This is a genomic window from Wenyingzhuangia sp. 2_MG-2023, assembly GCF_030548295.1.
Taxonomy (GTDB): domain Bacteria; phylum Bacteroidota; class Bacteroidia; order Flavobacteriales; family Flavobacteriaceae; genus Wenyingzhuangia.
The window spans coordinates 533,937-558,290 of the sequence record NZ_JAUOSB010000001.1 but is presented as its reverse complement, the minus strand read 5'-3'; the positions used below and the strand labels follow the sequence as shown (position 1 = coordinate 558,290).

Here is a 24,354-nt window from a genome sequence, read left to right as displayed (position 1 = left end):
ATTTTTCAAATAGCCTTTTTTTATAAAGATGGTTATGTATTAATTGGCTTTGTGAACATGCACATCCATTTGAGGATAAGGAATGTTTAAACCAACTTTATTAAACTCGTTGTAAACTTTAGCGTTTGTATCAAAATAAACACCCCAGTAGTCACTTGCATTTACCCATACTCTAACTGCAAAATTAACAGAGCTATCTGCCAAAGCAGTTACTTCTACAAAAGGTTCAGCAGGAGTACTTAATACTCTAGGGTCAGATTTTAAGATGTTTAATAAAACTTCTTTTCCTTGTTCAATACTATCTCCATAACCAATTCCAAAAGTAAAATCAACTCTACGTGTAGGTTCAGTAGAATAATTTACCATAGAAGAGTTAGATAAGCCTCCGTTAGGAATAATGATTGTTTTGTTGTCTGGAGTTTTTAAAATAGTGTTAAAAATCTGAATTTCTTTAACAGAACCAGCATGTCCTTGCGCATCAATAAAATCTCCAACCTTAAATGGTTTAAAAATTAAAATCATTACACCACCAGCAAAGTTTTGTAAAGTTCCAGACAAAGCCATACCTACAGCCAAACCAGCAGCTCCTAAAATTGCAATAAATGATGTCATTTCAATTCCTAAAGTAGACATTACGGTAATGACCAAAAGAACTTTTAATAAAACCCCAATAATACTTTTTAAGAAAGGTTTTAAAGAGGCATCTGTTTTACTTTTATCAAGCATTTTACTAAAAGCTTTTACAAGCGCTCCTACAATAAATCCTCCTATAACCCATACAGCAATAGCTGCTATTAGTTTCATTCCCCATTCTGTAATATATTCAGAACCAGTAGTTGTTACTGTTTGCCACATGTTTGTAATATCCATTTTTTTTAATTTAAGTTAGGTTTCAAATATAATGAATTTAAATAGGACCAACATTTAACATAATTTTAGTAATTCAACTTGTTTTTATAGCTTTAATGTTCATTAAATTATTAGAAATGAGAGTACTGATTACAGGAGGAACAGGTTTGATAGGATCTTATTTACAAGAATTACTGCTAGCCAAAAATATGGAGGTTATTGTTTTGTCTAGATCTGCAAAAGTATCAAACACAAAAGGACTTTTATTTGCAAAGTGGGATATAGACAACAAAGTTTTGGATGAAGAAACTATTTGTAGTGCGGATTGTATTGTTCATTTGGCTGGTGCTGGTATAGCTGATAAACGATGGACAGATGCACAAAAGCAAATAATAATTGATAGTCGTGTAAAAAGTGCAAACCTATTGTATGAAACACTTTCTGAAAATGAACATCAAGTAAAAAGTATTGTTTCTGCATCGGGAGTTAACTATTATGGAACAAAAACTACAAATCAGGTATTTAATGAAAAAGATGCTTTGGGTGATGATTTTTTAGCAAAAGTTTGTCAAGTTTGGGAACAATCTGTTTTGCAATTTGACAAATTAGGGATAAGAACAGTGAGTTTGAGAACGGGAGTTGTTTTTGCTAAAGAAAAATCTGCTTTGCAAAAAATGGCAACACCTATTCAGTTGGGAGTAGGATCTGCAATTGGTTCTGGTAAGCAAATCATGCCAATTATTCACATTCAAGACTTGTGTCAAATGTACATCAAAGCAATCTTAGATACAGATTTACAAGGAGTTTACAATGCTGTTTCTGTAAACCCTACCAATAACAATGTTACCCAAGAAATTGCAAAAAAAGCAAAGAAACCGTTATGGATACCTAAGGTTCCTGCATTTGTTTTACATCTTATTTTTGGTAAAATGGCTTCTATTTTATTAGAAGGAAGTGCCATTAGTAATGAAAAAATAAAAAATACAGGTTTTGAATTTCAATACTCCAATTTGACTCAAATAATAGAAGCTTCTCTTTAGTTTTTAAATTCTTTTAGACCTTCTATCAAATCAGGATAAACAAATTTATAATTCAATTCTTTGATTAATTTCTGATTGGAAACAACTTTAAAAGTCTTTAATTCTTCAACAAAGGTTGCAGGTTTTTTTCCTAATTGCTCTGTTGCTTTTTTGTAATAACTAGCTTTAGACGGATGTGTGCTTGCAGCTGCATTGTAGGTAACATTCCATTTTTGTTGTTTTACAGTGGCTTTTACAATACCAATGCAATCTTCTAAATGAATTAAGTTTACAGGAGCCAAAGCATTTTCTACAATTCGGTCATCTTTAAAAAAGTTTCCGGGGTTTCTTGTACCACCAATCAAACCAGCAAAACGGATAATGGTAGTGTTAAAGTTGGGGTTGTCTAAAAACAAGTTTTCAAAAGCAATCAATTCCTTTTTAGCAGGATTTACATCAAAATGCATGTCTTCGGTTACTTCTCCATTTACATCGGGATAAACGGAGGTAGAGCTGATAAAAACAACATGTTCTACTGAAGAAATTTCTATTGCGTTGACTAGTTTTTTATAGTTTTTTAAAAATGGTTTTTGTTTCCTAAAAGGAACATTGATGAATAAGATATCTGCTTGCAAAAAATGCTCTAGATTTCCTTCAATATCTTCATCAATAATCAATACATAAGGCTGAATGTCTTTGCTTAATAAAAGTTCACATTTTTCTACAGAAGTGGTGCTTCCTTTTACGGTAAAATCATCTTCAATTAAGGCTTCTGCCAAAGGCAATCCCAGCCAACCACAACCTAAAACACTAAATACTTTGCTTTTCATTTTTGACACTGTTTGTGTGTTTGCCTAGTTCGTCTAATAAAGTTGGAAAAATAGTAGGAGCCAAATTTTTAACAGGGGTATATAGTATAGAATTGCTCATTTGTTCTTTTTCAACAAAAGGAATAATACCATTAATTCGCTCTACCCAACCTAATAATATACTTAAAATCAATCCTACTTTTATCAGACCAAATAGACCTCCCAATACTTGATTTAGCCAACCTAAGGAAATTAATTTAGCCAATTTGGTCAATAATTTTCCCATAAGCGAAATGGCAACTACGACTAAGATGAAGGTAATTGCAAAAGCGATCAATGAAATGTACTTTGGATCCCAATCAATGTATTCTACTAAGAGATCTTTTGCATAAAAAGAAAAGTGAATGGCACAGTAAATTCCTAGTAAGAGAGCAGCCAACGCAGCAACTTCTCCTAAGAAACCTCTGGCAACTCCTTTGACAAGACCATATAATAATACAATTCCAAGAATGATGTCTATAACTTCCATCTAAATTAATTTGATTCAAAGATACAGTTTTATCGATTTTAGGCTTTAGGTCTTCTTATATTTGTTCAAAAAAGTAAAGATGGTTAATGACGAGCAATTAAAATTGCGTTGGCACGAGGTGGTAAAAGACTTGTCTAACAAGTTTGCAGATGGAGATACACTAGATGTAGACGCTATTTTATATTTAATAGGAGTACAAGAATTGGGGCAAGGATATAAAGTTTTTAAAAAAGACGAAAAGTTAAATTTAATGCACATAGCTATTTGTAGGTTGTTAGAACCTTATGGATATTATGAGTTTGAGTATTTTGATGAAGAAGGATGGCCACATTATAAAGCTTTAGAAGCGTTGCCAAGTTTAAAACCAGGAGAACAAACTTTGTTGATGAAAGAAGCCATTGTTCGTTATTTTGATGAGTAATTTTTTGGAATGTTATTTGTTTAAAATTTAGTATGAAACAATTTATATTTTTATTCTTTTTTGCTTTTATAACAGCACAAAGTCAAGAGTACACGGTAACGGGAGTTTTTACGGATTCTTTACACAAAGTTGAGAACATTGCTTTGTACAAAATAGAAAATGGAGAACCAAGGTATTTAAAATTCACCAAGGTAAAAAAAGATACTTTTCGCATTTCTATGGCAAACTTGACCAAAGGATACTATAGAGCTTTGTACAAAAATGTAAAAACAGGATATGTTGATTTTATTTACAACAAAGAGAATGTTCTTTTTGAAGTAGATAGTAGAGTTGGTCAGTCTTCGGTAGGGTTTTTAGCGTCAAGAGAAAATCAACTTCTAGGTGCTTATCAATACAATATGAATACTTTACAGAGAAAGTTAGACTCTATTCAGTTTTCTTTTTTCAACCATCCAAACGGAGATGTGGTTTTGTACAAAGAAGTAAAATCTAAAGTTGATGGAGCTCAAAAATATTACGAAGATTTAGCACAAAATGATTATTGCTTGGGAGAAATAAAAGCGTCTAAAAGATACAATGCTCCTTTGCCTTTTACTCTTCCAGGAGAATATTTAGAGAGTTTGGTACATCATTATTTTGATTTTGTAGATTTTAAAGATGAACGATTAAGAAATGCCTCTTTTTTAAAAAATAAAATTTCTGAATATGTATTTTATTTGCATCAATCACAAGATGTTGGACAACAAAATAAACTACTTTTAAATGCAATGAATACCGTTCTGTCTCTTACTGAAGATGCTTCTTTAAAAGAAGAAATTCTACGTTTTTTGATGCAAACGGTGGTTGAAAAAGAAAATTATGAAGTGTTGGTGAAAACGATGGAAATATATAAAGGTTTGCCAAAAGAAGTTCAAAAACAGATGTTTATTAATGAAACTAATAGGTTTGCCAAAGTTATGTTGGGAGTAATAGCTCCCAATATTACTATTTCAGAACAAGAAACATTGTATGATTTGAATGCTACAGATCAATATTTAGTAATTTTTTGGAGTAGTACGTGTTCTCATTGTTTGCAAGAATTACCTCAGGTGAAAAAAATATTGACGACTAAAAGCAACATTACAGTGGTTGCTGTGGGAATTGAAGACAAAGAAGATCAAAAAAAGTGGCAAGAAATGTCACGTAAATTCCCAAATTGGAAACACACTATCGCTATTGGAAAATGGGAAAGTAAAGCAGCTGATGATTATAACGTAAGCGCTACACCTTCTTATTTTTTACTAAACAAAGACAAACGCATCATTTCTAAGCCTCAAAGTTTGGGTGCGTTGAAACAACTAATGAAATAATTTATTCATCTAATAATTCATCAATTTTGTTAGTCATCATGCTTTTAATGCTGGATTTGTATCCAATTTCAAAAAACTGAATGTTCCCTTGTTTGTCTATAATAATATTTGTTGGGTAAGATGTAATATCAAATTTTGAGGCTATCCACCTTCCTTCATCTACAATATCATAAGTTAAAGGATACTTTATCAGAAACTTTTCTATAGCGTCTTTGTTATCCAAACCTATAGCAATAAATTTTACATTTTCAGAATCTTGATATTGTTCTTTTAAAGCATTCAATTTTGGAATTTCGGATTTGCAAGGGCCACAAGCAGTAAACCAAAAATTCAATACAACAATATCGTTTTCTAACATTTTTTTTGTCGATATTTTTTTGTTTTCTATAGTTCTGGCATAAAAACTAGGACTTTTTTTACCAATACTTTCTGCTAAAAGCTTCTCTCTTTTTTGCTTAGATTCTTTAATTCTATCCTGATATTCTTTGTTACTTATTACATTATAATCAGCAATAGAATATGTTTCTTTAGGGAGTTTAAGAAATTGTATTTTGGTGGCTTTTACAGTATAGAATCCTAAATATTTACTATAACCTCTATATTGCATAAGCAAACCTGGAATATTGTAATTTTTAATATATCTAAGCCCCATTTTTTTAGTGGTGTACACTTCTACAGGTTTTCCTTTTAACAGACTTATGTATTTATCACATTTTAAACCTGCTATTTGTTTTTGTTCTCCTTCTTGTAAAACACCTTCAATTATAGGTTCCTTAAAATCAAAAGAAATGGCATTTTTAGAGCTACTAGATTCGTAACATTGATAGTATTTTTCTTCTTTATAATTGTAAAGACTAAAGTTTCCTAAAGATTTACCATTTCCAATTTTCCTTTCTAATAAATGATCTTGGTCTAAAATTACTACAATTTCTCTTGCATAGCTAGAGGATGTCTTTTGTTTGTCTGTTGGTTTTTTATCGTAGGTAATGGTATAATTAATAACTACATCTTGTTTTAAGTTTTTAAGGTTCTCATATTTCCACTGAGAAAAGACAGAGGTACTACTTAAAATAAAGAGTAAAGTAAAGAGAATAAGGCTGTTTTTCATTTTTGCAATTTTTTTACTAAATATATTGTTTTTAAAGAGCCAAAACAATTGTTATTCAAAAGCCAAAAAAGCTTCTTTTATATGGTTAAGCTTTGTTTCTTTGTTGTTTTTTACAATAGCAATTACATCAAAACGAACTTCTACATCTATGTTTTTTTGTTGTACATATGCATCAGTAGCAGCAATTAATAACTTTATTTTTCCTTTGGTAATAAACTCTTCGGGATTTCCAAAAAAATCAGTAGTTCTAGTTTTTACTTCTACAATAGCAAGCGTATTCTCTTTTTGAGCAATAATATCTATTTCAGCTTTTAGATATCTCCAATTTTTATCAAGAATTGAATAACCTTGTTTTATTAAATATTCAGTAGCCAAAACTTCACCTAAGTTTCCTAAATCGTTATGAGATGCCATTTTATTTTCTAAAGTAGTTTTTTTAAGTAAATATTTGGTTATCAAATAAAAATTTTTCAATTTTGTACTAACAATGAGAAAGCATATTTTACATAACACCCAATTAATTACTTCTACAAAGTCATTATTTCAAGCCATGATGGTCAAGAACCATACTGCTGGGATGTTATTGTGTATTTCTAAATTTTAAGAAAATTAAAATCAACAATATATAAAAGCATCCATTCGGATGCTTTTTTTCGTTTAACACCAATCCTAAATTTTTATATCATGAACACACATTCACACATCTCTATTTTAAAATCAAAACAGGCTTTGGCAGTAAAGTTTATGATGGCTTTACAACAGGTCAAATCCAAAAACATAGTCCTTTATAAAACAGATTATAGATAACTTAATTATCAACATATTCAATATTTATAAAGGCACTTTTTAAAGTGTCTTTTTTATTGAGCAAAATTTAAATAAAATGAATACAATAATAAATAAAATCAACGGAATTATAGAAAACAGATTTATAAGCAATGCAGAAATCATTGCAAAAAGACTTTACCCTAGACCTTATTTTTTGGAAGAAGAAAATGGTGGAGATGATGAACCTATCTTGTTTATTTAGGCACTAAAAATCACGACTGCTAATATTGAGTTGTCGTGATTTTTATTTTGTAAATTTAATAGATGAATTTTCTTTGTTCACGTTTAAGATTATTTCTTGTCCAAAAATAAGCCCCATATTTTTATATTCGTGTCCAGCTGGAAAATCAAAAAGAACAGGAATTTTATATTTTTTTACAATTTGTAAAACAATTTCTTCAATAGTTTGACCAAAAGAAGGACTGTTTTGTTTGATGTTGGTAAAATCTCCCAAAATCAAACCACTACAATTTTTAAAATATCCTTTTCTGTCTAAAGCTCTAAACAATCGATCAATTTGATATTTGTACTCTCCAATTTCTTCAATAAATAGAATTTTATTTTTGGTTGAAATGCAACTTTCGGTACCAATCATATTTTCTAAAATGGTCAAATTTCCACCAATCAGTATTCCTTTACAGGTTCCTTTTATGTTGTTGGGGTTGTTTGTAATTTTATAAGAAGTTAAATTTCCTTCTAAAATAGAATGTAATTGTTGAATGCTTTCTTCTATTTCTAGCCAAGGTTCTTTAAAATTGATAGGCATAGGAGCGTGCAAACTCTGAAAACCTAGATTGTGTAGTTTGTTGTGAAACACGGTGAAATCTGAATAGCCTACCATCCATTTGGGTTGTTTGGCAAATTGGCTAAAATCTAAATCATCTATAATTCTTACGGAACCATAACCTCCTCTGGCACACCAAATGGCTTTTGCGGTAGGATGATTTATAGCCCATTGCATGTCTTCTAGTCGTTCTTTATCGGTTCCTGCAAAATGATGAGCACTTTTAAAAACATGTTTACCCAATGCTACTTGATAGCCCATGTTTTCAAAAGTTTCTTTGGCTTTTAAAATGGCTTCGGCTTGTTTTACAATACCCGCAGGGGCCACAATAAGAATCAAATCTCCTTGTTGTAAAAAATCAGGTTGCGTAAAAGTGATGTTTTGACTGTTCATAAAACTGACTGAAAAAAATAAAATGAGCCTAAGAAAGGATTTCATACCATTGATTTGAGATTCGAAAATAAGCAATTTACAATCTTTCAACTACCTATTTTGTAAAGTTTCCGTTCATAATTGTATTTTTGCGGTCTAAAATTTAGATATCCGATGAACAATCCTAAAAGATATACCATTACTACGGCTTTGCCTTATACCAACGGACCCATTCACATTGGTCATTTAGCGGGTGTTTACGTACCTGCTGATATTTATGTGCGCTATTTGCGTAACAAAGGGAAAGACGTTGCATTTGTTGGAGGATCGGATGAGCACGGAGTACCTATTACGATAAAAGCAAAAAAAGAGGGAGTTACGCCGCAGGATGTTGTAGATAAGTACCATGGAATTATTAAAAAATCTTTTGAAGATTTTGGAATTTCTTATGATAATTATTCTAGAACTTCTGCACCTATTCATCACCAAACAGCTTCTGAGTTTTTTACAAAATTGTATGAAAAAGGAGAGTTTATAGAAAAAGTAGAATCTCAATTGTACGATGAAGAAGCCAATCAATTTTTAGCAGATAGATTTGTACTAGGAACTTGCCCAAAATGTGGGGATGAGAATTCTTATGGAGATCAATGTGAAAAATGTGGTACGTCTCACAATGCTACAGATTTGATCAATCCTAAGTCGGCTATTACTGGAAATGTACCTACAGTAAAAGAAACGAAACACTGGTTTTTACCTTTAGATAAGCATGAAGCATTTTTAAAAGAATGGATTTTAGAAGGGCATAAAGATGATTGGAAACCTAACGTTTACGGACAAGTAAAATCTTGGATAGATGATGGATTACGTCCAAGAGCGGTAACTCGTGATTTGGATTGGGGTATTCCAGTTCCCTTAAAAGATGCTGAAGGAAAAGTATTATACGTTTGGTTTGATGCTCCTATTGGATACATTTCATCCACTAAAGAATGGGCAGAAGCCAACGGAAAAGATTGGGAACCTTACTGGAAAGATAAAGACACCAAACTAGTACACTTTATAGGAAAAGATAATATTGTGTTTCACTGTATTATTTTTCCTGCCATGTTAAAAGCACATGGAGATTATATTATGCCGGACAATGTACCAGCAAATGAATTTTTAAACTTAGAAGGAAACAAATTGTCTACTTCTAAAAACTGGGCGGTTTGGTTGCATGAATATTTAGAAGATTTTCCAGATAAGCAAGATGTTTTACGTTATGCTTTAACAGCCAATGCACCAGAAACTAAGGATAACGATTTTACGTGGAAAGATTTCCAGGCAAGAAATAACAATGAGTTGGTAGCTATTTTCGGAAACTTTATCAATAGAGTAGTGGTGTTAACCAACAAATATTATAATGGAGAAGTGCCAACACCAGGAAGTTTATCAGAATTGGATGAAGATGTGTTATCACAAGTAAGAGAGTTTCCAAATATTATTTCAAGATCTATGGAGCGTTACCGTTTTAGAGAAGCTTTAGGAGAAATGATGAACTTGGCTCGTTTGGGTAACAAATACTTGGCAGATGAAGAACCTTGGAAATTGGTGAAAACAGATGAAGAACGCACCAAAACTATTATGTATGTTGCTTTACAAATATCCGCAGCATTGTCTGTATTATCAGAGCCTTTTTTACCATTTAGCGCTACAAAATTAAAGGGAATTTTAAAGTTAGAATCATCGAGTGTGGTTATCGAGCGTAGTCAAGATGGAGTCGATATGTCAGGCTTAATTTGGGAAGATGTAGAGAATAAAGAGGAATTAATTGCTCCTGGTCATGTAATTGGAAAAGCAGAATTGTTGTTTGCAAAAATAGAAGATGCAGAAATTCAAGCACAAATAGACAAGTTAGAAGCAACCAAATTGGCCAATGCTGCCGAAGCTAAAGTAGTAGAACCTCAGAAAGAAACCATCGGTTTTGAAGATTTTACCAAATTAGACATCAGAACAGGAACCATTATAGAAGCTGAAAAAATGCCAAAAGCTAAAAAGTTATTGGTGTTAAAAGTTGATACAGGTATTGATGTAAGAACGATTGTTTCTGGAATAGCAGAAAGTTACAAGCCAGAAGACATCATAGGTCAAAAAGTTTCTGTTTTGGTAAACTTAGCTCCACGTAAATTAAGAGGTGTAGAAAGTGAAGGAATGATTTTAATGACAGATACCAAAGATGGAAAGTTGTCATTTATAGCTCCTTCTGAAGAGAATGTTGCCAATGGAGAATTTGTAAGTTAATACCTGTTTTCTCGCTGATATTTTTTGCTATATTTTTCTTTTTTAAGTATGTAAATTAATAAAATTTCATGAGCACTAGAGTTTAATGAACTTGTTTCAGAAATAGAAATATCATAAGAATAACCCACTTTTATAGAGTGGGTTATTTGCATTCCAGCAGTTAGTGCAACAGCACTTTTGTACCTGTACGACAGACCTCCAAACAGTTTTTCTTGGTATTCCACCATCGCTGAGGTCTCAATGTTAATTGCTCCACCATCTACAATTTTGGTAAATAGTGTAGGTTTTACGATTAGGTCTTCTTTTAGAGCTAATTTATAACCTAGTAAAATGTTGTAATGTGGAATTTCATAAGCATCGTTTGCAGATGTCAGTTGGTTAGGAAGTAAATTGTTGCTTGAAATTCCCCCAAATAATTTTTCGCCTTCATAATAGATTCCAGCACCAAAAGACATTAAGTATTCTTGAATGTTTTGTGAAAATAAAGGATCGTCATTTTGATGAGTCCCTTTGCTCCAATCAACATTAAAAGCTCTAGCACCAATTCTAACTCCAAATGATATTTTTTTAAACCGATCAATAGGTACTTGATAAGCAACATTCGCTACAAACTCAGTAGCTGTCAAAGGTCCTATTTTATCATTGATAAGACTAAGCCCAAGACTTAGATTTTTATAATTAAGAGGAGTTTCAATACTTAAATACTGTGTTTGCGGAGCACCTTCAACACCTGTCCATTGAGAACGAACACTTCCAAAAATTTTAACTTCATTGTGTAGCCCCAAAGCACCAGGATTGATGCTAGACAAATTATAAGTATATTGTGTGTATTGTGTTTCTTGTTGTGCAAAACAAATTTTACTGATAAGAGAAACCAATAACAGAAAACAAAATTTGTGTTTTTTCATAATTATCGATTGATGTATATCCAACCTTTTTTAGTTCCGTTTTCGCTACTGGTCTCTAAAACGTAAAAATAAGTTCCATTAGGTAAGGCTTTGTTTTGGTTGATGTAAATTCCGCTGTTTCCGTAACCATTAAAGTCATTTTTGTAATTATTATTTGCATAAACCATAGTACCAGATCTATTAAAAATTTTGATAGCTATTCTAGAAATAAATTCATCACATTGTACTACTAAATAATCATTAATACCATCATCATTTGGAGAAAATTCATTAAATATTTTTTCGCAAATAGGAGTAATTGTCAGACTAGTTTTATTGTTTTCTGTAATACTGTCCAATTCATTAAAAGTCATAATTTCGGCTTCTAACGTATGGTTTCCTTCATAGAATATTTTTGCATTTAAATTTAAAACTTCTTCTGCGTTTTTTTCTAAATGATCAATTTTCCAAATACCAGTTGTAGAATTATAAGAACCAACGGAGCTAGTGTAATCTACAAATTCGAATCCTGAAGGTAGCTCTGTTAAAATTTCCAAATCAGTAACATCAGATGTGTCATCTGAATTTATGAACAATTCAAAATGAACTTCGTTTCCAGAAAAGACTTCTGTTTTATCGCTTTTTAACTGCAAAGACAAGTCATTGTAAGGAACTACATAGTTTGGGTCAATAGGAAATACGTGGTTTAATAGATGAGTTTGGTTGTAGAAATTATTCTGTTCACCGTAAGCTTCTGTGTTACTATTTACTTCTAGCTTGTTTATTTGATTTTGAGTAATATTATAAGGTGTTTTATAAAGCCATGTTTCATCAAAATCAAGAATTCCATCCGAGTTGGTATCTCCACTGACATAAACTTCATTCAATTCAAAATCAAAAATATTATTGAATAAATGAATTAAAGAAAGTAATATATCTCCTGTATTTCTAACTGTAAACGTATAATTTAAAACATCCCCTTGAACAATTCTGTAGGGATTTTCTAACTCAGCACTTATAGTGTTTATTTCAATTTCTCCATTTACAATTTGTATAGTTTCTTCTAAATCATCAGGACTAGTATTGCTATCTAAATCTTTTTCATCATACGTAATTATTAAATTATTAGTAACAGTAGCTGTCTTACTCTCAGGAGTTTTAGAGCAAATTAAGATCAAATCTGCAGTTTCTCCCCCTTCTAAACTTGTAAATTCCCAATTAGGAGAATTCCACACACCAAGTGTACTGCTTTGTGAATCAATCAACAACTCCTTAGGAACGTTTTCAGAAATGTTCAAATTGGTTAGGGGTAAAGCCCCTTTGTTTTCTATATGAATGGTATAGGTAACTTGATCCCCTTCTAGTAGGATATTTTTATCTGCTGTTTTCTGAACTTCAAGATCGTAGCAATATTTTGCATTGAAACTTTCAGATTTATACACACAACCAGAAGAAGTGATAATATCTGCATAATAATCGCCAATATCGGTGAGTGCTAATTCATAGGAAGTAGCTCCAGGAATTATGATTCCATCTTTATACCATTGATAGGTAAGGGTTGTATCTTTGATGCTAATTTTCCCATTAGGAAGACAACCTCCTTCGGTCACAAGTACAATTTCGGTGTCAGGAACGGAATCAAACCCAGAAAAATAACCAGCATAACCTGCAGAATTTCCATCATTTACAAAAAAACCAACAGCTATATTACCTGTAGAAATCACTTTGATGTTTCCAGATAAATTGTCTATAAAAAAAGATTTCCAATCTGCTGTTCCCTGAAAATTTATAGGGGAGGGTTTTGTAATTTCTATATTGTTTTGATATACTTTAATGTCTTCGTTTCTAGTATCATTAGATGCAATTACGGTAATTGCCGAAGATGCTGAAGGTGTTCCTGCAATGTCGGAAATGTCAGAAATATGATTAAAATTAGTAGGAAGTAAACAACTTAAAGGGGGAATAAAATTCATTCCAATGGTTTTGATGTCGTTTGTTTCTCCAGTCAAACATTGATATGCATATACTTTTTTGTTTGTTTCCACCAAAAGATTGGCACCAGAGGTTGAATCAGAATAAAAACTTCCTGGAACAATTAGAAAATCTCCATTGTTTATGGTTTGATACAGAGTACCATTTACTCGAATTTCGGTGTTGTCTTTTGTTGCTACAATAAGTGGAAATTCAGATGCATTACTTCCGTTTCCTCTTATAAATCCATACAATTGACCAATTACATCTGTTGGAACAATTTGATCCATGGTCAAATCTTTGGTACCTCCGCTTAATCCTGTTAATCCTACAGAGCTAATTGCAATAGGCTTAGTAGTACTGATGGTTGCACCTAGCCAACCTTCAAAGTTTTGAGAAGTTACGTGAGGAATGGCTTCTAATACAAAAGAATCATATGCATTTAAGGTTATGGTAATTGTGTCTTCACTCAAACCACTAGGGTTGGCTCCTTGTCTAAATGTACAATTAGAATTGTATCCACTAATGGTAATAACGGTATTGTCTTCTGACGCCATTATTCCTAAAGAGTTTTGTATGTCTATGGCAGTAGAACTTGTTACGCTAGGAATACCTCCCCATCTAAAATCAGTTCCTAGTGCTCTTTGTCCTTTACAGGTAAGAGAACCTGCTTGAGCTCCAGATTTACATCGATAGTTTGTATAAAACTTTTGTCCGCCAGGTGCTACAAATCGTAAACCACTATTATGAATGACAATACCCGTGTTTGCATCTGAAACTACAGTAATATCATTAGTTCCATTGGCAACCGTATATTTTATAGGGTTCATGTTAGACAGTCCTGATAAAATTATTGGAATGGTAGAATTTCCTGTATAAATCTCTATGTCAAAAGGTGTGATTTCTGGAGTAGAAATATAAAACGCTTGTTCTACAATGGAATTATTTCCTTCCTGTTTTAGTGGAGGAAAATAGTGTGTGCTATCTAATTGAGCGTAAACAATACAAGAAAAAAGACTCAAGCATACTAAAAGTAATTTTTGAATCATACAGCTTTAATTTTCATGAAATCGTAATGATTTAGGTTCTGGAGTATTGTAATAATAAAAAAGGGGTACTAGTTGATTAAATAAAAATGAATTTACAAATTAAATAATAAACAATAATTTTTTTTAGGTCACATAAGAATAATTATCCCTTAACCTTAACACTTCTGTTTTTTAACATATGTCACTTAGTTTAGCCCCTCATACAAACTATTTAGAAAAATGAAAAAAAATTTATTGAAAACAGTCCTATTGACAATTGGGGTTTCTACTTTGGTTACTTCTTGTAACAATGATGATTCTAAACCATGGGAATTACCTGAGGTTTCAAATTCTGGAATCAAATTGCCATATACGGTTTTGAGAACAACAGAAGACAATGTGGAAATAAGAAACGGTGGATTTGGTTCTGCTGCTACTGCACATCCAACCAACGAGGGAGAATTTTACGCACTTACAGATAGAGGAGCAAATATTTCTTTTGGAAGCAATAAAATTTTTCCTACACCAGATTACACTCCTAGAATTGGTCACTTTAAATTAACTTCTGAGGGAACTATTGAAAAGGTAAAAGAAATTTTGTTCAAAGATCCATCAGGAAACTTAATTAGCGGTAGACCTAATGCAGCAGGATACGGAGCAACGGGAGAAATTGCTTACGATGAAGATCAAACTACAGTTTTAGCTACAGATAATTATGGTTTGGATAGTGAAGGTTTGGTTGCTATGAAAGATGGTTCTTTCTGGGTTTCTGATGAATACGGACCTCATGTTGCACATTTTGATGCAGAGGGGAATCAACTAGAGAGATTGAGTCCAAAAGGAATTAATGGAGATGCAGGTGATAGAAAATTACCAGCCGTTTTTGCTACAAGATGGGCAAATAGAGGTATGGAAGGTTTGGCAATTACTCCTGATGAAAAAACATTGGTAGGAATTATGCAATCTACTTTGTACAATCCATCAAAGGCAGATGTAGCAGATTTCACCATTACTAGAATTGTAACTTTTGACATTGCAACAGGAGCTACAAAGCAATATTTGCACAAACAAGAAAAAGCTAAAAATTCTAATTCTGAAATTGTTGCTTTGAGCAATACAGAATTTTTAATTGTAGAAAGGGATGGAGCTTTTACAAAAGATACAGACAAAGGCACAGTTCAAAAACATATTTATAAAATTGATATCTCTAATGCAACAGATGTTTCAGATTCAGAAGATTCTGCAAATGGAAAGTTGATTGACGGAAAAACAATTGAACAATGTACTTGGAGTGAGTTGGAAACTGCAGGAATTTTACCAGCAACCAAAACGTTAGCGGTTGATTTAATTGCTGTTTTGGGAGATTATCCTCACGACAAGTTAGAAGGAATTTGGTTGATTAATGATAGCACTATTGGTGTTATTAACGATGATGATTTTGCTGTTTGGACAGGAGAGAATAGTGCAACCACTCAAAAATATATTTCAGGAACTGAAACTACGGAGAACATTGATGGAAACACACTGTACATTGTAAACTTTTAATCATAAGGATTAAATACAACAAATTAAAATCAAAAAGAGCTGTATAAATTTATACAGCTCTTTTTTTTATTTATAGTTTAGTTCAGGGTAGTAATGTTTATAAATCATTTGATTTCTAAAGCTGCTTTTAGGATGTCTTTTCTACTAATTTGTCCTACAACTTTGTTACCGCTCATTACGGGAAATCTATTTCTTCTAGACGTGCAAAACATATGTGCTACGTCAAAAATATTGGTTTCTCCTTCTATGGTTTCTACAATAGACTCCATATATTCCTTCACAACTTGATCGTGTAATGGAATGTTGTAATACCTACTATTGGCAATTTTTTTCATACAATCTCCTTCAGAAATCATTCCTAATAAATGATCATTTTCATCTACAACAGGGGCTCCAGAAATATTATTAGAAACTAAAATTTCCATAGCTTCAACAACTCTTAAATCTTCCGAAAATGTAATCAACCTATTTCTAGGAACCATATAATCGGAAACTCTTATTTTATCTGTAAGAACTATTGCATTAGAGTTGGGTGCTTTGTAATTTTTTATCGCCATTGTATTCTTTTTATCTTCAATCCTAAGATACTATTAAATTTACATTAAATCAATACTTTTTTTGATTTATTTTCTGATAAGTTTGTTTTTTTGTGGATTTTATTCATTTAAAGTAGGTTTTGTTTGAGTAATTTACATTCGTAATCATTCTTTGTGAATGTTTATAATTGTTAAAAGCAATAACTATCTTTGGGTAAGAACTTATCTTTATATGTTAATGGGGTAAAAATCAACTACAATTTGAACAAAATTTTAATCAAAACATTTCATTTTATCAAATGGATATTTTTAGGTGTCTTACTTTTATTTACGATTCTGGTCTTATTCATCCGTAGTCCTTTTGGTCAAAATATCATCAAAGAAAAAATAACCTCTTTTGTTGCAGATAAAATAAATACGGATTTTCAGATCAAAAGACTTTATCTGACTTTTACTGGGAATTTGATTCTTGAAGAATTGTATTTAGAAGATCAGCAACAGGATACGTTACTGTATAGTAAAAGGTTAGAAGTTTCTACATCTATTTTGCCTATTATAACTAAAAATAAAATCAATATAAAATCTGTAGAATGGCAAGGTTTAAAAGCAAATGTTCGTAAAAAAGACAGTTTGCATGGGTACAATTTTGATTACATTCTAAAAGCTTTTTCAGATTCTGAAGCAACAGAAGTAGAAAAAGATACAACTACTGTATCTCCTGAAATTAAAATAGGAAAACTGGATTTTTCTGACTTTGATCTCCGTTTTAAAGATTTAGTAATGGGGGTGGATACTCATTTAAAATTAAAGAATTTGAAGTTGAGTTTTGGAAAGAAATTCAATTTAAAGACTTCCCATTTTCCTGTAGAAAAATTTAGACTCTCTACTACAAATGTGGAGTATCTACAAACCAAACCGTTTGCTGCTTCGCAAGATTCTGAGACAGAATCTACTTTGCCTTATGTGGAAATAGATGATTTAGAGTTAGAAAATATTGTAGTAGCCTACCAGAATAAGGTAGATAAAACCAGTGCAAATGTAAATTTAGGTGTTTTTAAAATAGAGAACACTTTGTTGGATTTGACTAAGAAACATTTGGGTATTGGGTTTATTGGTTTAAATAACACTTCTGCAAACATAGTGTTGTTAAATTCGAGCAAACCTAACCAGGAAACGAATGATTTGGAGGCTGAAAAAACAGATTTTGTTTGGCCAGACTGGAGAGTGAAATTGCAAAAATTGAATTTTAAAAACAATGACATTGCTGTAAAAACAGGGGAATCTATCACTAAAAAAGGAATTTTTAATCCTGAGAACATCAAAGTCACCAATAGTAACATTTTATTGCAAGACGTAGCCTTGGAATCAAAAAGATTGAGGTTTCATTTTAAAGAAGTTTCTTTTGTAGAACAAAGTGGCTTTGTGTTGAATAAGTTGAATTTAAACGCTAGAATCAATGATAGAAAGACAGATATTTCATCTTTTGAAGTAGCAACAAATTACAATGAATTGTTGTCTACGTTAGAATTAAAATATGCCTCTGTAAATGATTTGATCAACAATCCTGAAAAAAGCAAATTTGCTGTAAATATTAACAAAGCAGTTTTGAATCCGAAAGATGCATTTTATTTTAAAGACAGTTTACAGCAAAATAAAATTCTTAACAAGTTTTCAAAACAAAATTTAACGGGAAACTTAAATCTAGAAGGAAATTTGGAAAATATAAAGGTGAACGCTTTTAATTTTTCTTGGGGAGCATCTACTTCTGTTGGGCTGAATGGAACCATTAAAAACGGCATGTTACCAGATAGTTTGTTTGTAGACATTCCTGATTTTCAATTGAAAACAAAACGAAAAGATTTACTAAAGTTAATACAAGAAGATAGTTTAGGAATTAGAATTCCGAACGAAATAGCATTGACTTCTAAAGTTAATGGAACTTTTAAAGGAATGAAAACCCAAACCGAATTGAAGACTAGTGATGGGACTATAAAACTGCAAGGATTGATTCAGAACAAAGAGTTGAAAGCTTTTAAAGGAAAATTAAATGTGAGTCAATTGCAATTGGGGAAAATTCTAAAAAACGAACAAATAGGTTTGTTAGATTTTACATCGGAATTGAAACTTTTAGGAAAAGATATACAAACGTTAAGCGCAAACATCAATACTACCTTTAACAGTTTGGTTTACAATGAATACAATTACAAGCCTTTGCAATTAAATGTGGAAATTAAAGATGGAAAAGGAGTTGTAAACACAACGTTTAAAGATGATAATTTGGATTTTGAGATGAAAACCAATCTTCAATTGGACTCTTTAACATCAAATGTAAAAACGAACATTTCGATCAAAGGAATCAATTGTCAAGGCTTAGGGTTGACTCAAAAAAATATAAAAGCTAGAACAGATGTTGCCGCAAATTTAAAAAATACTTCTGAAGGTTTTAAGTTAAAAGCACAGACAGAAAACGGACTTATAATTTACAACGAAGAATCTATACCTATTAGCAATTTTGACATTGATACAAAAATAGCGAACGATTCTACTTTGGTCACTATTGAGAGTGATTTGATCAACTTTAAAATGACATCCAATAAAAGTCCAGAAATTTTTATGGAGGCGGTCAACAATCACCTTCAGTCGTATTTTAAAATCAACCAAAAAAATAATGAAGAGTCTGTAGTTCAAAATACGATGTTGAAAGCTTCTTTTACGTTGACACAAAATCCGCTTTTAGACCAAGTTTTTTTAGAAGGATTGGAGAGTTTTGAACCGTTGCATTTTGATTTTAAATTTTCGGAAGCCAATCAAAGTATGATTTCTACGTTTGACATTCCTCATATAGAATATCAAGGAAGTAACATTAACAATGCAATTTTTTCTTTAAATAGTTCTAAAGAAGATTTTAATTTGAGTTTTAATGTAGACAACATTAAATACAATCCTATTGACATTCAAAATTTGTCTTTGCAAGGAAACGTAAAAGAAGAAGTTCTTCACTTAGATTTTTTCACTTCAGATGCTTCGGATAAAATTATCAACATCAACACAGAAATTTCTAAAACAGACAAAGCAATAGAAGTTCATGTACATCCGCTAAATTTAATTTTTAATAAAAAACCGTGGAAAATAGCAGAAAGCAATAAGATTGTTTTAGAAAATGAAAAAGTGATAGCGACTGATTTTACATTGTCTAGAAATCAACAATCGTTAAAATTGCGGGCAGAAGCAGGTGAAAATTCGAATCAAATTTTTGGAATTGATTTTGATGATTTTGATTTGATCAATTTATTAAGTTTTTTAAATACAGAAAATGAATTGGCTAGCGGATTGGTTTCTGGAAAAGTGGAAACTCGTCAGTTAGACCAAGCTCACATACTGACTTCGGATTTAGAAATAAATCAACTAAACGTTTTGCAAACACCTTTAGGATTGTTAAAACTAAATGCAAAAACCGTAGACAATAAAAACGTGGATGTAGAACTGAGTTTAAAAGATTCTAAAAACATTGATTTAGAAGTGGCGGGTAGTTACAACTCTGCTATAGCGGAGACTCCTTTAAATTTAGATGTAAAATTAAATAGTTTAGGATTGAGCACTGTAGCTTCTTTTGCTAAGGATTATATTTCCAATCCTTCAGGAAATTTGTCAGCCAATTTTAAAATGAAAGGATCTTTTGCAAAACCTATTTATGATGGGAAGGTAAATTTTAACAATGCAAAGTTAAAGGTGAAAATGTTTAATACAGATTTTACACTTCCAGAAGAATCCATTAAAGTAGATAATTCTAGCATTGTGTTGCAAAAATTTAGCATTTTAGATAGTAATAAAAATGCTTTTGTGTTGGACGGAAAAGTAACGACAGATGAAATTACAAATCCTAAGTTTGATTTGACTCTGAAAACAAATGGTTTGCAAGTTTTAAACTCCACAGAAAAAGACAACGATTTGTATTATGGAAAATTGTTTCTGGATACTGATTTAAAAATAGGAGGAGATTTAAACATTCCAAAAATATCTGGAACCTTAAAAATAAACAAAGACACAGACTTTACGTATGTCATTCCAGAAACTACTGTTGATGCTGTGGAAAGAGACGGAGTGGTGATTTTTGTAAACAAGGAAATTAAAAATAGTGTATTAACATCTAATACAGAGGAAGAATCTTCTTCAAAAGTTTTAACAGGATTGGATATTGAAACTGTTTTAGAGATAGACAAGAATGCGGTTTTGAATGTAGTTGTAGATAAAAAAACGGGAGACAATCTTAAATTACAAGGAATAGCAAATTTAAATTTTGGAATGAATCCGAACGGAATTACCACATTATCGGGTAAATATGAAGTAAAAGATGGTCATTACGAAGCTAGTTTGTACAATTTGGTAAAACGTAAGTTTGACATTGCAAAAGGAAGTACCATTACTTGGCAAGGAGATCCGATTGATGCAAATATGGACATCAAAGCAATTTATAAAGTTCAAGCTTCGGCAAGTGGATTGATGGCTGCCGTAACATCAGGATTAGAAGCATCAGAATTAAATCAGTACAGAAAAAAAATGCCTTTCTGGGTCTATTTAAATTTAGGAGGAGAACTTTTAAAACCTGAAATTTCGTTTGACCTAGACATCCCCGAAGAATCAAGAGGAGAATTAGGAGGACAGGTATACACACAAGTTCAGCAATTGAACAATAGAGAAGAAGAATTGAACAAACAAGTGTTTTCATTATTGGTTTTAAATCAATTTTTCTCCTCTAATATGAGCGATGGAAGTAGCGGTGGTTCACTGTCAATTGCACGTAACAATGTAAATAAAGTACTGTCCAATCAGTTGAATAATTATTCCAATAAACTGGTAGGAAACACAGGAATTGAATTGGATTTTGAACTAGATAGCTATACCGATTACACAGATAGTGGAGAAGAAAACAACACACAACTAAACGTAAGTGCGCAAAAACGTTTGTTTAATGATAGGCTAACAGTACAGGTTGGAAGTGGTTTTGAAATAGAAAACAATGCAGCCAGTTCTGATGAAAAAACCCCAATTATCGGAAATGTAAAAATAGAATATGCCTTAACAGAAAATAGAAGATATAGATTGAAAGGATTCCGTAAAAATGAGTTTGAAAGCGTGATAGATGGACAAGTTGTTGCTACCGGAATCGCTTTGTTGTTTAATAGAGAGTTTAACAAATTTAGAGAACTTTTTTCTAAAGAAACATCAGAAAGCAAATGAGAATAAAGGAGAAATTTCTATACGGTACAAGTCTGATGTTGTTGGTTTTTACAATTAATGCTTGTCGTGTAAAACGTTTTATACCCGAAAACGAAAAATTGTACGGAGGAGCTACAATAAAAATCATCAATAGCAATCACGTAAAAAAGATTTCGGGAATAGAAGCAGAATTAAATGAGTTGCTAAGACCAGAACCTAACAGTAAATTTTTAGGTTCTAGAGTGGGATTGTTTTACCATTACAAAGCTCAAAAAGAGGAAAAAGGTTTTATCACCAAATATTTAGATAAAAAAATAGGAGAAGAGCCTGTATATTTTTCAGATATTTCTCAAAGTAGGGTTTTAGATTTGATTAAAAATAGATTAGACAATAGAGGTTTTTTCAATAGCAAAGTAACAAGCAGTGTTCAAGAGAAAAAGCTATCCAAAAGTGTAATATATATAGTAGAATTGGCGGAACCTTATACGTTAGAAACCTATCAGCTAGAAAATGATAGTTTGCCTATTTACAAAGAAATTCAAAAGAATTTAGAAAAAACATTGCTCAAAAAAGGGACGAGATACAGCTTAGAGGCTTTTAAACAAGAAAGAATTGAAATAGACGATAAGATAAAAGCAAAAGGATATTACAACTTTAATCAAGATTTTTTAATTTTTGAAGCAGATACCAATCAATATCAAAAGAAAAAATTTGATTTGTATTTGAGGTTGAAAAAAGAAACACCTAAAAAAGCTACAATTCCTTATAAAATAGATAGAGTAACGGTGCATCCTAATTATAATTTAGCTTCACAGAAAAGCACACAAGACACTCTTAAATACAAAGATGTTTATTTTTTGCAAGACACCGTTTTCTTTAAAAAAGAAAGATTAAGAAACTATTTATTGCTTAAAGAAAATGATTTTTACAATCCGTACAATTCTAAAATAACAAGCAAAAGACTGTCGTCTATTGGAACTTATAAATATGTAAACATACAGTTTGAAGAATACAAAAACGTAGATAGCGTTGGTCATTTAAATGCAGATATTTATTTATCTCCATTAAACAAAAGGGCTTTGGGAATAGAATTACAAGCGGTCACCAAGTCTAACAATTTTTCGGGTCCAGGTTTGTCTGTCAATTATCGAAATAGAAACTTATTTAAAGGGGGAGAGTTGTTAACCATTATGGCAACGGCAGCTTATGAAACGCAAGTAGGAAACAATTCGGAAGATTTGAATGGAACACAATTGGGATTGAATACAAGTTTGGTTTTTCCTAGATTGATTTTTCCTGGAAACTACAATGGACGTTTTAAATATGGAATTCCAAAAACAAAAGTAGCCTTGGATATTGAATATTTAGACAGGTCTAATTTGTACAACCTAACATCGTTTACAAGTTCTTTTGGGTACACTTGGGATGCCAATAAATACTTAAGTTATCAGTTGAATCCTATCAATATAAATTATGTTAAGCTGTCTAACACAACTGCAGAATTTGAAGAAATTTTGGAGAACAACACTTTTTTACAAAGTAGTTTTGATCAACAATTTATAGCAGGACTTACATTTAATTTTACGTACAATGAGCTTGGAAGATCTTCTAAGAAAAACCAAGTTTATTTTTCTTCTAATTTGGATGTTGCGGGTAACGTATTAAGTTTGATGAGTTCAAAATCAGCAAGTGGAGAGAAAGAGTTTTTAGGCTTGGAATATGCCCAATATGCCAAAATAGATGCAGATTTTAGACATTACATAGACTTGGGCAAAGAGCAACAACTGATTAGTAGATTGTATGGGGGAATTGGAATTCCGTACGGAAACTCAGAAGTATTGCCTTATACAAAGCAATTTTTTTCAGGAGGTCCGTATAGTGTCAGAGGATTTAGTTCAAGATCTATAGGGCCAGGAGCTTATGCGGGAACTAGTAGCGACAATTCCTTTTTTGATAGATCGGGAGATATTCGTTTAGAAGCAAATTTAGAATATCGTTTTCCTGTCTATTCAGTTTTAAAAGGAGCGTTGTTTACAGATGCAGGAAATGTTTGGTTGTACGGTCAAAATGGAGTTGATGGAGAAGGACAATTTTCGTCAAAATTTTTAAATGAAATGGCAGTCAGTGCAGGAGTTGGTTTGAGAGTAGACATTCAGAGTTTTGTGATTAGGTTAGATTATGCCACTCCTATAAAATTACCAACATCTCCTACCATAGAAAAAATTCAGTTAAAAGAATCGGTGTTAAATTTTGCTATTGGTTATCCTTTTTAAGATGTTTTCTTAAATTGGAATTTCAGTAGTATTTTTAATTTCTCCCATTACAAAAGTACTGTGAGCGCTTCCTACATTTTTAACACTTCCCAAATGGTTTAATACAAAATCTTGATAAGCTTCCATGTCATTTACCATCACTTTTAGTAAAAAGTCAAAATCTCCAGAAATATTATAACACTCAGTAACTTGTTTTAGAGAGGTAATGTCTTTTACAAACTGTTTTCCTATTTCCATAGTGTGCTCTTTTAGTTTGATGTTACAGAACACAATAAGCTTTTTCCCCAATAAATTTCTATCCAATAAAGCTACATGTTTCGTGATGTAACCATTTTTTTCTAGTTTTTTAACACGCTCATGTACAGGTGTGTTAGATAAGTTTATGATGTTGGCAAGTTCCTTAATGGTGATTCTTGCGTTTTTTTGCAATTGTTTTAGCAGTAATAAATCAATGCTGTCTGGTATGTACATAGAAAATATTTCTTTTAAAAGTATGTTCAGTATTTCAATATAGATTAAAATTCTATACGATGTTCAAATTTAGGTTTATTA

General features: G+C 31.7%; 19 protein-coding genes. 9 read left to right on the top strand and 10 right to left on the bottom strand.

Annotated elements, in window-relative coordinates; translation table 11 throughout:
- Positions 1-39: 39 nt before the first annotated feature.
- Positions 40-870: a mechanosensitive ion channel family protein gene (locus tag Q4548_RS02185; protein WP_303450952.1), complete on the bottom strand. Its 831-nt coding sequence runs from the start codon at positions 868-870 to the stop codon at positions 40-42.
- Between the two features lie 116 nt (positions 871-986).
- Between Q4548_RS02185 and Q4548_RS02180 the strand changes: the two genes are divergently transcribed.
- Entirely contained in the window at positions 987-1,889 is a 903-nt protein-coding gene (locus tag Q4548_RS02180; RefSeq protein WP_303450949.1) for a TIGR01777 family oxidoreductase, read from the top strand.
- On the opposite strand, the gene Q4548_RS02175 is transcribed toward Q4548_RS02180, so the two are convergent.
- Both Q4548_RS02175 and Q4548_RS02170 read right to left on the bottom strand, forming a co-directional pair.
- The gene (locus Q4548_RS02175; protein WP_303450947.1) at positions 1,886-2,698 is read right to left on the bottom strand and encodes an NAD(P)H-binding protein; all 813 of its coding nucleotides are present in this window, start codon (positions 2,696-2,698) and stop codon (positions 1,886-1,888) included. The genes Q4548_RS02180 and Q4548_RS02175 overlap by 4 nt on opposite strands.
- Positions 2,679-3,206: a CvpA family protein gene (locus Q4548_RS02170; protein ID WP_303450944.1), complete on the bottom strand. Its 528-nt coding sequence runs from the start codon at positions 3,204-3,206 to the stop codon at positions 2,679-2,681. The genes Q4548_RS02175 and Q4548_RS02170 overlap by 20 nt, the downstream gene beginning before the upstream one ends.
- 79 nt (positions 3,207-3,285) lie before the next feature.
- Here Q4548_RS02170 and Q4548_RS02165 point away from each other — a divergent pair, with 79 nt between their 5' ends.
- Positions 3,286-3,627: a hypothetical protein gene (locus tag Q4548_RS02165; protein WP_303450941.1), complete on the top strand. Its 342-nt coding sequence runs from the start codon at positions 3,286-3,288 to the stop codon at positions 3,625-3,627.
- 32 nt (positions 3,628-3,659) lie between these two features.
- Complete coding sequence (locus Q4548_RS02160; protein WP_303450939.1) at positions 3,660-4,976, top strand: TlpA disulfide reductase family protein; 1,317 nt, start codon at positions 3,660-3,662, stop codon at positions 4,974-4,976.
- Between the two features lies 1 nt (position 4,977).
- Here Q4548_RS02160 and Q4548_RS02155 read toward each other — a convergent pair whose 3' ends face one another.
- Both Q4548_RS02155 and Q4548_RS02150 read right to left on the bottom strand, forming a co-directional pair.
- The gene (locus Q4548_RS02155) at positions 4,978-6,084 is read right to left on the bottom strand and encodes a TlpA disulfide reductase family protein (protein ID WP_303450936.1); all 1,107 of its coding nucleotides are present in this window, start codon (positions 6,082-6,084) and stop codon (positions 4,978-4,980) included.
- 51 nt (positions 6,085-6,135) lie between these two features.
- Entirely contained in the window at positions 6,136-6,498 is a 363-nt protein-coding gene (locus Q4548_RS02150; RefSeq protein ID WP_303451551.1) for a YraN family protein, read from the bottom strand.
- Positions 6,499-6,768: 270 nt separating this feature from the next.
- On the opposite strand from Q4548_RS02150, the gene Q4548_RS02145 reads away from it, so the two are divergent.
- Positions 6,769-6,891, top strand: coding sequence for a hypothetical protein (locus tag Q4548_RS02145; RefSeq protein ID WP_303450933.1), 123 nt, complete (start codon positions 6,769-6,771; stop codon positions 6,889-6,891).
- 76 nt (positions 6,892-6,967) lie between these two features.
- Complete coding sequence (locus tag Q4548_RS02140) at positions 6,968-7,114, top strand: hypothetical protein (RefSeq protein WP_303450930.1); 147 nt, start codon at positions 6,968-6,970, stop codon at positions 7,112-7,114.
- Positions 7,115-7,156: 42 nt separating this feature from the next.
- Here Q4548_RS02140 and Q4548_RS02135 read toward each other — a convergent pair whose 3' ends face one another.
- Positions 7,157-8,089, bottom strand: coding sequence for an LD-carboxypeptidase (locus Q4548_RS02135; RefSeq protein WP_303450928.1), 933 nt, complete (start codon positions 8,087-8,089; stop codon positions 7,157-7,159).
- Between the two features lie 153 nt (positions 8,090-8,242).
- On the opposite strand from Q4548_RS02135, the gene metG reads away from it, so the two are divergent.
- A complete protein-coding gene (gene metG, locus Q4548_RS02130; RefSeq protein WP_303450925.1) occupies positions 8,243-10,345 on the top strand; it encodes a methionine--tRNA ligase in 2,103 nt (700 codons plus the stop codon).
- On the opposite strand, the gene Q4548_RS02125 is transcribed toward metG, so the two are convergent.
- Positions 10,342-11,253, bottom strand: a complete 912-nt coding sequence (locus Q4548_RS02125; protein WP_303450922.1) for a type IX secretion system membrane protein PorP/SprF — start codon at positions 11,251-11,253, stop codon at positions 10,342-10,344. The two genes, metG and Q4548_RS02125, sit on opposite strands and share 4 nt — an antisense overlap.
- Before the next feature lie 2 nt (positions 11,254-11,255).
- Positions 11,256-14,252 (bottom strand): gliding motility-associated C-terminal domain-containing protein, encoded by a 2,997-nt coding sequence (locus Q4548_RS02120; RefSeq protein WP_303450919.1) that lies wholly within the window; start codon positions 14,250-14,252, stop codon positions 11,256-11,258.
- Positions 14,253-14,471: 219 nt separating this feature from the next.
- Here Q4548_RS02120 and Q4548_RS02115 point away from each other — a divergent pair, with 219 nt between their 5' ends.
- A complete protein-coding gene (locus tag Q4548_RS02115; RefSeq protein ID WP_303450916.1) occupies positions 14,472-15,776 on the top strand; it encodes an esterase-like activity of phytase family protein in 1,305 nt (434 codons plus the stop codon).
- 104 nt (positions 15,777-15,880) lie between these two features.
- Here the strand turns inward: Q4548_RS02115 and Q4548_RS02110 are convergent, their stop codons facing one another.
- Positions 15,881-16,333, bottom strand: coding sequence for a CBS domain-containing protein (locus Q4548_RS02110; protein WP_303450912.1), 453 nt, complete (start codon positions 16,331-16,333; stop codon positions 15,881-15,883).
- 240 nt (positions 16,334-16,573) lie between these two features.
- On the opposite strand from Q4548_RS02110, the gene Q4548_RS02105 reads away from it, so the two are divergent.
- Together Q4548_RS02105 and Q4548_RS02100 are read left to right on the top strand one after the other, a co-directional pair.
- Positions 16,574-21,550 carry a translocation/assembly module TamB domain-containing protein gene (locus Q4548_RS02105; RefSeq protein WP_303450910.1) on the top strand — a complete coding sequence of 1,659 codons (4,977 nt, stop codon included), beginning with the start codon at positions 16,574-16,576 and terminating at the stop codon, positions 21,548-21,550.
- A complete protein-coding gene (locus Q4548_RS02100) occupies positions 21,547-23,802 on the top strand; it encodes a BamA/TamA family outer membrane protein (protein ID WP_303450907.1) in 2,256 nt (751 codons plus the stop codon). The genes Q4548_RS02105 and Q4548_RS02100 overlap by 4 nt, the downstream gene beginning before the upstream one ends.
- A gap of 9 nt (positions 23,803-23,811) precedes the next feature.
- Here the strand turns inward: Q4548_RS02100 and Q4548_RS02095 are convergent, their stop codons facing one another.
- Entirely contained in the window at positions 23,812-24,273 is a 462-nt protein-coding gene (locus Q4548_RS02095; RefSeq protein WP_303450904.1) for an Lrp/AsnC family transcriptional regulator, read from the bottom strand.
- Positions 24,274-24,354 lie beyond the last annotated feature (81 nt).

Coding starts and splice junctions, on each gene's coding strand:
- Q4548_RS02140 (WP_303450930.1), top strand. CDS start 6,968: ATGAATACAATAATAAATAAAATCAACGGAATTATAGAAAACAGATTT.
- Q4548_RS02120 (WP_303450919.1), bottom strand. CDS start 14,252: ATGATTCAAAAATTACTTTTAGTATGCTTGAGTCTTTTTTCTTGTATT.
- Q4548_RS02165 (WP_303450941.1), top strand. CDS start 3,286: ATGGTTAATGACGAGCAATTAAAATTGCGTTGGCACGAGGTGGTAAAA.
- Q4548_RS02185 (WP_303450952.1), bottom strand. CDS start 870: ATGGATATTACAAACATGTGGCAAACAGTAACAACTACTGGTTCTGAA.
- Q4548_RS02175 (WP_303450947.1), bottom strand. CDS start 2,698: ATGAAAAGCAAAGTATTTAGTGTTTTAGGTTGTGGTTGGCTGGGATTG.
- Q4548_RS02145 (WP_303450933.1), top strand. CDS start 6,769: ATGAACACACATTCACACATCTCTATTTTAAAATCAAAACAGGCTTTG.
- Q4548_RS02125 (WP_303450922.1), bottom strand. CDS start 11,253: ATGAAAAAACACAAATTTTGTTTTCTGTTATTGGTTTCTCTTATCAGT.
- Q4548_RS02095 (WP_303450904.1), bottom strand. CDS start 24,273: ATGTACATACCAGACAGCATTGATTTATTACTGCTAAAACAATTGCAA.
- Q4548_RS02110 (WP_303450912.1), bottom strand. CDS start 16,333: ATGGCGATAAAAAATTACAAAGCACCCAACTCTAATGCAATAGTTCTT.
- Q4548_RS02100 (WP_303450907.1), top strand. CDS start 21,547: ATGAGAATAAAGGAGAAATTTCTATACGGTACAAGTCTGATGTTGTTG.
- Q4548_RS02135 (WP_303450928.1), bottom strand. CDS start 8,089: ATGAACAGTCAAAACATCACTTTTACGCAACCTGATTTTTTACAACAA.
- Q4548_RS02150 (WP_303451551.1), bottom strand. CDS start 6,498: ATGGCATCTCATAACGATTTAGGAAACTTAGGTGAAGTTTTGGCTACT.
- metG (WP_303450925.1), top strand. CDS start 8,243: ATGAACAATCCTAAAAGATATACCATTACTACGGCTTTGCCTTATACC.
- Q4548_RS02155 (WP_303450936.1), bottom strand. CDS start 6,084: ATGAAAAACAGCCTTATTCTCTTTACTTTACTCTTTATTTTAAGTAGT.
- Q4548_RS02160 (WP_303450939.1), top strand. CDS start 3,660: ATGAAACAATTTATATTTTTATTCTTTTTTGCTTTTATAACAGCACAA.
- Q4548_RS02180 (WP_303450949.1), top strand. CDS start 987: ATGAGAGTACTGATTACAGGAGGAACAGGTTTGATAGGATCTTATTTA.
- Q4548_RS02115 (WP_303450916.1), top strand. CDS start 14,472: ATGAAAAAAAATTTATTGAAAACAGTCCTATTGACAATTGGGGTTTCT.
- Q4548_RS02170 (WP_303450944.1), bottom strand. CDS start 3,206: ATGGAAGTTATAGACATCATTCTTGGAATTGTATTATTATATGGTCTT.